This is a genomic window from Algibacter lectus, from assembly GCF_900112395.1.
Lineage (GTDB): Bacteria > Bacteroidota > Bacteroidia > Flavobacteriales > Flavobacteriaceae > Algibacter > Algibacter lectus.
In genome coordinates this window covers 210,013-218,801 of record NZ_FOLN01000007.1, presented here as the reverse complement: position 1 = coordinate 218,801, position 8,789 = coordinate 210,013, and the positions used below count along the sequence as shown (strand labels likewise).

Genomic DNA, 8,789 nt, shown 5'->3' with positions numbered 1-8,789 from the left:
GAATCTGTGACATCAAAAACTAAATAACTAATGTCAATACCAAAATATTTAATATCTTTATTCATAACAAATTATTTTTTTGAAAGGACATACTACGCGAGTTTCAACGACTTAAAATCGAGATCTAAAAGCCTCACAGAACTGTTCGAAATCTGTGTAGAAAAGAGAGGGGATTTACAATGTTGACGAGATCTGTAGTCTCTCCGTATATATTAACCTTATTCCTCTCTTTTGTGCTTTCTATTTTATATGTTTAAATTAGTCTTTTTTATTTAAATGCTAACTTAAGACGTATAAAAAAAATTGCTATTTTAGGCTTAACTAAAGGTTGTTGCCCATTTGCTTGCATCTGATTTTCCTTCGGAAAATCCTCGCACACAAACACGCAACGTTCCTTATACATAAACGTTGTGTGTAATCTAAAAAATGAATTTTCCTGAAATAGGTTGACTAAAAATTAAGCAATTAATTACAGTCACTTATGAAAACAGAAAATGAACACTGGCGAAAAAAAGCTACCATAAAGTAACTTTAGAAACCAAATTATTCGTCGTTGACCAAATCTTAAACGGTCAAGTATCCACAAACTTTGCTTCTAAAAAATATGATGTTCCTAGAACAACTATTTCTTATTGGATTAGAAAATACAGTACCTTAGTACAACAAAATACGGGTATGAGTAAAAACGATGAAATTAAAAAGTTCAAGAAAAAGATTGAAGAACTTGAGTTCCAAAAAGACTTTCAACAAGACATTATTGCTGATATGGAGCTTATTACAGGCGTCGATATGTCAAAAAAGTCGTTACCCAAAACATTAGCAAAAGAGATAGAACTAAAAAAGAAAAACCGTTTAAAAGAATGTGGTTCTATGGGTGTTTTACTCATTGTTTAATATTATTTTTTTTAGGAAATCGTGCATCCGCTTCACTCAAGTGGGATATCTAAACAAGCCTTCTATAAAAGACTCAGATCTCAACAGAAAAAAGAAATAGATCATCAAAAAATGATTAAAATGGTTAAAGACTACCGTAAAAAAGTAGGCTCAAAAACTGGTGGAATAAAACTACACTCAGAACTTAAACAAGACTTTATAAACGCTGATATTAAGATAGATAGAGATAAGTTCTATCGCTTCTTAAGACTCAATAACCTTTTAATTCCTAAAACAAAAAATTATATTACCACTACAAACTCTAATCATATGTACAAGAAATATAAGAACCTGATCAAAGACCAAGTCCCTACTCGACCTGAACAGCTCTGGGTTAGTGATATCACTTATATTAAGACAGAAAACGGACACAACTATCTAGCATTAGTCACAGACGCTTATTCTAAACAAATTATGGGATATAAACTCGATAATCATATGAGAACATCGCTTTGTACAGAGGCGCTCGCTATGGCCATTAAAAACAGAAAATATCCTAATCAAAAAATTATTCACCATTCAGATAGAGGTTTCCAATACTGCAGCCCCAAATATACACAGTTTGCTGAAGATAATGGAATTACAATGAGTATGACTGAACAATATGATCCTTAAGAAAATGCAATAGCAGAACGCATTAACAGAACTCTCAAATACGAATACGGTCTAAAACAAAACATTAAAAACACTGAATTAGCACAAAAAATGACACAACAAGCGGTGTATATTTATAACAATTTGAGAACCCATTTTAGCCTGAACCTCAGAAAACCTGCTGAAGTCCATCTGAATCCAAATATCAAATACAAATCCTATCGAAAAAACAATGTAAATTTACCTGAACTTACGATTTAAGAACAGACCTAGTTTAAACGGTTTTTTGCCTTCTAAATTGCTAAAAAAATCTTTTGAACGTCCAAATAACAACAAAAAAGAGTCAATCTATTTCAGTATAATACACATCAGACTTTACTTTTTTAGGTTTAAGCTCCACATTATCTCCTTTATGAGTGAATGATTCTTTTTTAGATTTTCGCTGCTCTAACAGCTTTGTATTATCTTCAAAAGGATTAAATCCTTCTTTTAAAAGTTTTAATAAGGTTTTCCTATAAACAGATAGAACCCTCTAGTCGTTCTTCTTTGGTTTTATAACTGTTAGCTTTTCCATAAATCGGTGTTAATCGTTTTAATTTTCCGCTTTCAGGATTTCGATATGAAAAATAAACATACCAACGTTTTTTTAAATCACCTTTGGCCGTGTAGATTTTTAGTTCGGAAAAGTTTTTGGGTTTTGTCAAATCGTATGCACTTTCGTATTCAATATCGTATGCAAATGTAATAATTTGTTCACTGGTAAGCATAAAAAAACGGTTTAGCAAAAACTAAACCGTTGTTTTTAATACATTTAAACTTAGTAGCGGGAACTGGACTCGAACCAGTGACCTTCGGGTTATGAGCCCCGAGACCTCCATTTTTGGAACCATTTTACTGGGGTTTCGCGCTGTTATTTTGTAGAATCGTGTTCAAAACCATGTTCAGGTTTATGTTCACTTGTTGTACAATTATTTAAGTGCAATTTAAACAAAAAATGATATAATAAAAACTATCCCAAAGAAAATAAAGCTGGATGCATTTTTAGTAAACTTCCAATCAAAAAAGGATATACCTTCGTTTTAATAAATCAATTGATTACTTTATTAAAATTTGTTGAGAATAGTTTCCAAAGGTTGATTTCACAATAAAGTCATAGCTAGTATTATTTTCTGTAAAATTTTCTACTTTAAGCCATACTTGATTACGAATGATAATTTCTAACACATTATTTTTTACAGACCATGTCCCCAACTCAGTTTCTGACGGAATATCTTCACAACCATTAGTTGGCTGTTTTTGCTCTACCGTTCCGTCCGCTAGAAACTCATAATAATATATCGATTTTGGATAATATCTAAAATAAATAGTTTCATTATCTATCACTTTGGTAATTGTTGTCCAGCATCCTGTTTGTATATTTGTTACAAATCCTTGATTATCCCAACGCTTCCATGAACCAATAGCCCATTGTGGATGAATAATTGCGCACTCCTCTATTCCTGTTTCTCCTCCAACACATTCCTCACAATCATCAAAATATGCAGCACCACCTAACACTCCATTACAATCTTCAACACATTTATCCTTACCCGTGTTACCCTCAACACAGGTATTACATTCATCAATAAAAGCGGAACCATTTTCAACGCCATTACAATCTAAAACTAGATAATTAAATATTTCATCTAAATCATCATCACTAATTTCTCCTTCAGTAAATCGAGTTATTAACGTGTTAATAAAATCTTTCGAAGAATTATTGATAAACTGTTTAGCTTCATTTAATTTACCTGTAACTTTTGATAGATTATCTAATATCTTTTTTGTGTTATTACTAATTCTGTTAGAAATAGCGCCTAACTTTTCTGCCGAATCATTATATAAATTTGTACTACCTTCTTTTAATCCTATAACAATTCCTTTCCAAAAAGCAGTTATGGGATGAGTATTTGTTGGATCCGAAAGAAATTCACCAGTTTCATAAACCTCCTCTTCAAGTTCATCTGAAGAATCATTCAAAGTTGTTTTAACCCCTGCACTTCTGCCAGCCACTTCTTTTCTCTCTAATTCAAAACGATCTTTAATTATTATACTTCTATTAATTGGATTAATCTCAATTAATTCAAGCACATCTGTTTTTTCATCCTTGATAATAAATCTGAACCCTTCACTTTCAATAACGCCGTTTCCATCTTTATAATATACAATTAAAGTATCAGCCAACTTATTAGATTTTACTGTAAACAACTCATTACTATTGCTTAAAACCTTAATTTTAGTTACAACACTGTTATTCTGTGTTTTGGTTGATGTAAATTCTACTTGTCCATCATTATTCTTTATTTGTAAAGACAATTCATTCTCAAAATTTTCATTCGAGTTTAATTTAAAGGAAAAATTATTTTCATTTAAATCTTCTGTTTTAGGAGAGTTACTATCCTTTGAACAATTAATAAAAAATAAAGAAAAAGCTAATACAAGTAAAACTTTAATTTTTGATAGGGTTCTCATTTTTAAAATTTCTGATTGATAACTGGATTAAAATAAGCTATTTGCATGATGATTAAAAATCAAAAATAAATTTAATTATTAATATAGCCAATACTTAATTCCGGTATTTAAACAAAAAAAAAGTCCTACCGAAGCAGGACTTAAGATTTTCATCTACGGCATATAGCCTTATTGTGATAAGATTAAAGATTAGAAATTTTAATCAGTTACAAATATAATACAAAAAAATTATATTGTTTTACGGGTACCCGTAAATGTAGTATTTTTCTTTTTCTTACTTTTAAAAAAATAAAGTATTAGATAATGGCAAAAATTTTAGGGTTAGACTTAGGAACGAATTCAATTGGTTGGGCGATAGTAGAAAAGTACAATAATGAAAAAGAATTTACTCTTATAGATAAAGGTGTTAGGATATTTCCTGAAGGTGTAAATATCGAAGCTAAAACAAGTAGTGAAAGTTCAAAAGCTGCACAGCGTACAGATTATAGAAGTGGCCGAAAACTTAAATATAGAAGAAAATTAAGAAAGTTAGAGCTATTAAAGGTTTTATCTGATAATAATTTATGCCCCAAATTAACCGATGAGGAACTAAAACTTTGGCGATACAAAAAAATATATCCTGATAATGATCAATTCAGATTGTGGTTAAGCACCGATAATCAGGACGAAAAATTAGAACGAAAAGCTCAAATTAAAAATCCTTATGCGTTTAGATTTAAGGCTTCGACTCAAAAACTAGATTTAAATAGAATAAGTGATAAGCACGAATTAGGAAGAGCTTTTTACCACATAGCACAGCGTCGTGGTTTTTTAAGTAACAGGTTAGACTCCTCAGACAATTCTATTGTTGAAGAAAAAAACAATGAAATTGAAGAAATAATTCAACACGCAACCACTGTTAATGATTTTTTACAAACTTATGACGATTTTTTAGATGCTTATGATAAAACAGACGATAATAGCAAAGCATTATTTACTTTAGGAAGAGCCTTTAAATCTATTTTAAAGGAGAATACTACGGAAGAATTACATGATGTAAAAGAAAAATTATTAGAACGTTTAAACCGTAAAGAGTTTTTAGGTAAAGTTAAAAGCGCAATTAGTGATTTATCTGCGAAAATTGAAGAAGCCAATTGTAATACATTGGGTGAATATTTTTATGGTTTACACAAAGAAGGAAAAAGAATTAGAAACAATTATACACATCGTGAAGAACATTACTTGCATGAATTTCATATTATTTGTGATAAACAAAATGTATCATCAACATTAAAAAAAGCTATTGAAAATGCAATCTTTTTTCAAAGACCTTTAAAGTCTCAAAAAGGATTGGTTGCAAACTGCCCACTAGAGAATGATAAAGCTTGTATACCCATATCACATCCCGATTATGAGTTATTTAGAATGTATAGTTTTATAAATTCTATAAAAATAAAAACTGAAAAAGACGATAAATTAAGGTTTATCAATTCTGAAGAAAAAGAACTTATAATTCCTCTTTTTTATAGAAAATCTAAGCCAAATTTTGATTTTAAAGAGATTGTAAAAAAGCTGACACCAAAAGATTTAAAATCTGGTTATTATAAAGATAAAAATGTACAAGATTATAATGTGTTATTCAATTTTGGGAACTATACAAATGTTAGTGGTTGTCCAACTATTGCTAATTTAAGATCTGTTTTTGGTGATAATTGGAAAACTTATTTAGTTGAAAATTTCAATAAAAAAAATAAAGATAATTCTAATAAAACACCCTATCAAATAATTGACACCATTTGGCACGTACTCTTTAGATTTGATAAAACCGAAAAACTAAAACAATTTGTAATTAATTATTTAGGTTGTGATGCTGATACCGCTACCAAGTTTTCAAAAATAAAGTTAAAACAAGATTATGGATCACTAAGTTTAAAAGCTATCCGTAACATTTTACCATATTTAGAAAAAGGTTTGCTCTATTCTCATGCTGTGTTTTTAGCAAATTTAAAAACTGTTTTACCTAAATCTATATGGAATAATGAAGCTGATATAAAAGTTATAAATAAAGAGTTATTTTCAATTATCGATAGCTATAACATTTATAAAAACACAGTCGATATTGTTAATGGTTTAATAAAAACGGTAAAGAATAACAAAGAAACCTGGAGTGATAAAAACAGTTTTGTTGTTGAGGCTTATAAAAAGGATATTAATAAAAGTGTTATAAGTTATTATGGATTAAAACGTTGGGATTTATTTTTACATGAGGAAAAAGAAATTATTTTAACGGATAACTTTAAGCTTTTTTCTACTCAAATGAAATTAAACCCTGGTCGTGGAGAATTCATTAAAAAAGAAACATTGGATGAGCGTGTAAAAGCATTTTTAAGTGATAATTTTAATGTTGAACCAGAACAACTAAAAAAACTTTATCACCCATCTGCGATTGAAGTTTATAAACAAGCAAAGCGTAGTGAAATAGACGGCAAGTTATATTTAGGAAGCCCGTTAATTTCATCTATTAAAAACCCTATGGCAATGAGAGCGCTTCATCAATTGCGTAAGGTTATTAATCAATTAATAAAAGACGATGCTATAGATGAAAACACAATTGTTAGAATAGAAATGGCTAGAGAACTTAAAAGCGCCAATGAAAGGACAGCAATAAGGCAATGGCAGAATGATTTGCAAAACAGAAATAACGATTACAAGAAAGAAATTATAGCAATATTAAAAGGAGAGTTACAAGCAGTCAATTGTAATGATGTTGTAAATTCTAATTATGAGCCCACAGAAAATGATATTTTAAAATATCAATTATGGAAAGAGCAAAATCATATTTGTCTATATACAGGAAAAACCATTTGTATATCTGATTTTATTGGAGCAAACCCAAAATTCGATATTGAACACACTATACCAAGAAGTAAAAGTTTAGATAATTCTCAAATAAATAAAACGCTTTGTTGTTCCGTTTATAATAGAGATATTAAAAAAAATAAAATACCAACCGAATGTAATAATCATGAGGAGATCATGCCAAGAATAAGCCATTGGTATGCTAAATATAAAAATTTAGAAAATCAAATTAGAGATATTACTAAAAAAGTTAGAGGAGCAACAACAAAAGAAAATAGGGATAAATATATTCAAAATAGAACCAAATTACGTTTTGAATATAATTACCTAAAGAATAAATATAAAACTTTTGCTATAACTGAAATACCTAGAGGATTTAAAAACAGTCAATCTGTCGATATTGGTATTATTAGCAAGTATGGAAACTTGTTTTTAAAATCATTGTTTACCAAAGTATACCCCGTAAAAGGAAAAACAACGTCTAATTTAAGAGATATTTGGGGCTTAAATAAAAAAGAAAGAATTAACCATGCACATCATGCAAAAGACGCAGTAGTTGTTGCGTGTTGCGAAAAAGATATTAATGATGCCTTAGCAAGTTATTATCATAATTATGAAGACTATCAGTTTTACGGAAAGTCAAAACCTACCTTTAAACATAGAATACCATGGAAAGGCTTCAATACCGATGTTAATAATTTTGATAACAATACGCTAATTAGTCATCACACACCCGATGTCTTGCCTATACAAAGTAAAAAAGCGATTAGAAAACGAGGTATTATACAAAGAAATGGTAATGGTGATATTAAGTATAAACAAGGCGACACCGTGAGAGGCGCTTTGCATAAAGAAAGCTTTTATGGCGCTATAAAAAGAGAAGAAACCAATAAAAAAGGAGATATTGAAGAGGTAGTAAAGTATGTATTAAGAAAACCTATAGATAGTTTTTCTGACTCAGATTTAAAAAATATTGTTGATGATAGAATTAAAGAAATTGTAACCAATGCGCGTAAAGAAGAAAAGATAATAAAGAAAGAAATTGATACTATCAAAAAGCAGATTAATAAAGTTAGTAATGCAGAAGAAGTAATTTTAAAAGCTAAAATTGAAAAGTTAATATACAAAATGGAACATGAGCTTTATGTTTTGCCTAACAAAAAAGGAAACCCCATACCTATAAAAAAGATTCGATACTTTACTAAAGATGTTTCAAATCCACTTAAAATAAAAAAACAAAGAGACACTTCAAAACATGAACACAAACAACATTATTTTGCAAAGAATGACAGTAATTATTGTTTTGCAATATATGAAGGGATTAATAATAATAAAAAACCTTTGAAGGAATTTAGAGTTGTAAATAATTTTGAAGCCGGAAAATATTTCACTGCAAATGATACTAATTCAAAACAACCTCTAGAATTAAATATTATTGATAAACACAAAAATATTTTAACTCTCAAATTTTTATTAAAAACAGGCACTTTAGTTATATTTTATGAGAATGATAAAAATGAAATTTATGATTTAGAGGATTCAGAATTATCTAAAAGGCTTTATAAAACAGTTGCAATTGAATCTGATGGTAGAGTACAATTTAGACATCATACTGTGGCCAAACCAGACGGAGAATTAAAAAAATCCTCAAGTGTTAATTTTCAAATACCTAATGAAAAACTAAGACTTTCGAAATCTGGCTTAAATATTATAGTACAAGGTGTTGATTTTAACATAAACTCAACAGGTAAAATAAAAAAAATATAACCATTTATAATTGAAAACTATACTACTATCCTAATCAGAATATGCCTTACCCCCTAAAAAGGTTTCTATTACCGAAATAAATAAAATTGAGTTCTTTGACATAGGTTATTGGTTTGATTAAAGATTAGAAAACATGTTATTCATAT

Annotated in this window: 6 protein-coding genes and 1 tRNA gene; 4 read left to right on the top strand and 3 right to left on the bottom strand. The window is 29.1% G+C overall.

Going from position 1 to position 8,789, the window contains the following annotated elements; translation table 11 throughout:
* Positions 1-675: 675 nt before the first annotated feature.
* Genes BM246_RS20130 through BM246_RS20250 form a run of 3 tightly spaced genes read left to right on the top strand, consistent with a single transcriptional unit; the run spans position 676 to position 1,788 of the window.
* On the top strand, positions 676-894 hold the full coding sequence (locus BM246_RS20130) for a hypothetical protein (RefSeq protein ID WP_231961862.1): 219 nt from the start codon (positions 676-678) through the stop codon (positions 892-894).
* Positions 895-915: 21 nt separating this feature from the next.
* On the top strand, positions 916-1,548 hold the full coding sequence (locus BM246_RS13685; protein WP_083415817.1) for an IS3 family transposase: 633 nt from the start codon (positions 916-918) through the stop codon (positions 1,546-1,548).
* Between the two features lie 9 nt (positions 1,549-1,557).
* Positions 1,558-1,788, top strand: coding sequence for an integrase core domain-containing protein (locus BM246_RS20250; RefSeq protein ID WP_081958655.1), 231 nt, complete (start codon positions 1,558-1,560; stop codon positions 1,786-1,788).
* 251 nt (positions 1,789-2,039) lie between these two features.
* On the opposite strand, the gene BM246_RS13680 is transcribed toward BM246_RS20250, so the two are convergent.
* The 3 genes from BM246_RS13680 to BM246_RS13675 form a co-directional block, all read right to left on the bottom strand.
* Positions 2,040-2,294, bottom strand: coding sequence for a hypothetical protein (locus tag BM246_RS13680; RefSeq protein WP_074938664.1), 255 nt, complete (start codon positions 2,292-2,294; stop codon positions 2,040-2,042).
* A 54-nt stretch (positions 2,295-2,348) separates the two neighbouring features.
* Positions 2,349-2,436, bottom strand: a tRNA-Met gene (locus tag BM246_RS20000).
* 186 nt (positions 2,437-2,622) lie between these two features.
* The gene (locus tag BM246_RS13675) at positions 2,623-4,038 is read right to left on the bottom strand and encodes a hypothetical protein (protein WP_074938662.1); all 1,416 of its coding nucleotides are present in this window, start codon (positions 4,036-4,038) and stop codon (positions 2,623-2,625) included.
* A 303-nt stretch (positions 4,039-4,341) separates the two neighbouring features.
* Between BM246_RS13675 and cas9 the strand changes: the two genes are divergently transcribed.
* On the top strand, positions 4,342-8,643 hold the full coding sequence (gene cas9 / locus BM246_RS13670; protein WP_074938660.1) for a type II CRISPR RNA-guided endonuclease Cas9: 4,302 nt from the start codon (positions 4,342-4,344) through the stop codon (positions 8,641-8,643).
* Positions 8,644-8,789 lie beyond the last annotated feature (146 nt).

Coding starts and splice junctions, on each gene's coding strand:
- BM246_RS20130 (WP_231961862.1), top strand. CDS start 676: ATGAGTAAAAACGATGAAATTAAAAAGTTCAAGAAAAAGATTGAAGAA.
- BM246_RS13680 (WP_074938664.1), bottom strand. CDS start 2,294: ATGCTTACCAGTGAACAAATTATTACATTTGCATACGATATTGAATAC.
- BM246_RS13675 (WP_074938662.1), bottom strand. CDS start 4,038: ATGAGAACCCTATCAAAAATTAAAGTTTTACTTGTATTAGCTTTTTCT.
- cas9 (WP_074938660.1), top strand. CDS start 4,342: ATGGCAAAAATTTTAGGGTTAGACTTAGGAACGAATTCAATTGGTTGG.